General features: G+C 50.7%; 1 rRNA gene. It reads left to right on the forward strand.

The features are described from left to right. Positions 1 to 1,547: ribosomal RNA gene (locus tag FTT89_RS14195) — 23S ribosomal RNA — on the forward strand; the annotation flags it as partial. Positions 1,548 to 1,634: the final 87 nt, after the last annotated feature.

Genomic DNA, 1,634 nt, shown 5'->3' on the forward strand with positions numbered 1-1,634 from the left:
GTGAGGCCGAGAGGCGTAGTCGATGGGAAATTGGTTAATATTCCAATACTTCAGTGTAATGCGATGAGAGGACGGAGAAGGTTAAGTCAGCCTGGCGTTGGTTGTCCAGGTGGAAGGCTGTAGGCATGCATCTTAGGCAAATCCGGGGTGCTCTATGCTGAGAGCTGATAGCAAGCTAGTTTACTAGCGAAGTGGCTGATACCATGCTTCCAGGAAAAGTCTCTAAGCTTCAGTTACACTGGAATCGTACCCGAAACCGACACAGGTGGTCAGGTCGAGTAGACCAAAGCGCTTGAGAGAACTCTGCTGAAGGAACTAGGCAAAATGGTACCGTAACTTCGGGAGAAGGTACGCTGTTGACGGTGATGGGACTTGCTCCCTGAGCGGTTGACAGCCGCAGAAACCAGGCCGCTGCAACTGTTTATTAAAAACATAGCACTCTGCAAACACGAAAGTGGACGTATAGGGTGTGATGCCTGCCCGGTGCTGGAAGGTTAATTGATGGGGTTAGCGTAAGCGAAGCTCTTGATCGAAGCCCCAGTAAACGGCGGCCGTAACTATAACGGTCCTAAGGTAGCGAAATTCCTTGTCGGGTAAGTTCCGACCTGCACGAATGGCATAATGATGGCGGCGCTGTCTCCAGCAGAGGCTCAGTGAAATCGAAATCGCTGTGAAGATGCAGTGTACCCGCGGCTAGACGGAAAGACCCCGTGAACCTTTACTGCAGCTTGACATTGAACTTTGACCTTACTTGTGTAGGATAGGTGGGAGGCTTTGAAGTTGGAACGCCAGTTCCAATGGAGCCGTCCTTGAAATACCACCCTGGTAATGTTGAGGTTCTAACTCTGTCCCGTGATCCGGGACGAGGACCATGTCTGGTGGGTAGTTTGACTGGGGCGGTCTCCTCCTAAAGAGTAACGGAGGAGTACGAAGGTGCGCTCAGCGTGGTCGGAAATCACGCGTAGAGTATAAAGGCAAAAGCGCGCTTAACTGCGAGACCCACAAGTCGAGCAGGTACGAAAGTAGGTCTTAGTGATCCGGTGGTTCTGTATGGAAGGGCCATCGCTCAACGGATAAAAGGTACTCTGGGGATAACAGGCTGATACCGCCCAAGAGTTCATATCGACGGCGGTGTTTGGCACCTCGATGTCGGCTCATCTCATCCTGGGGCTGAAGCAGGTCCCAAGGGTATGGCTGTTCGCCATTTAAAGAGGTACGCGAGCTGGGTTTAGAACGTCGTGAGACAGTTCGGTCCCTATCTACCGTGGGCGCTGGAAATTTGAGAGGATCTGCTCCTAGTACGAGAGGACCAGAGTGGACGAACCTCTGGTGTACCGGTTGTGACGCCAGTCGCATCGCCGGGTAGCTATGTTCGGAAGGGATAACCGCTGAAAGCATCTAAGCGGGAAGCCTACCTCAAGATAAGATTTCCCTAGGAATTTATTCCTCTAAAGAGCCGTTCGAGACTAGGACGTTGATAGGTTGGGTGTGGAAGCATAGCGATATGTGAAGCTGACCAATACTAATTGCTCGTGAGGCTTGACTATACAACACCCAAACAGTTGTTGTATCAAGCTGAATTCTAAACTAATCCTTGATTTAGTTAATGCGACACAATAAAATTCAGACCCAAT

Source organism: Acinetobacter sp. YH01025 (genome assembly GCF_013420185.1).
In the GTDB taxonomy this organism is placed as follows: domain Bacteria; phylum Pseudomonadota; class Gammaproteobacteria; order Pseudomonadales; family Moraxellaceae; genus Acinetobacter; species Acinetobacter indicus.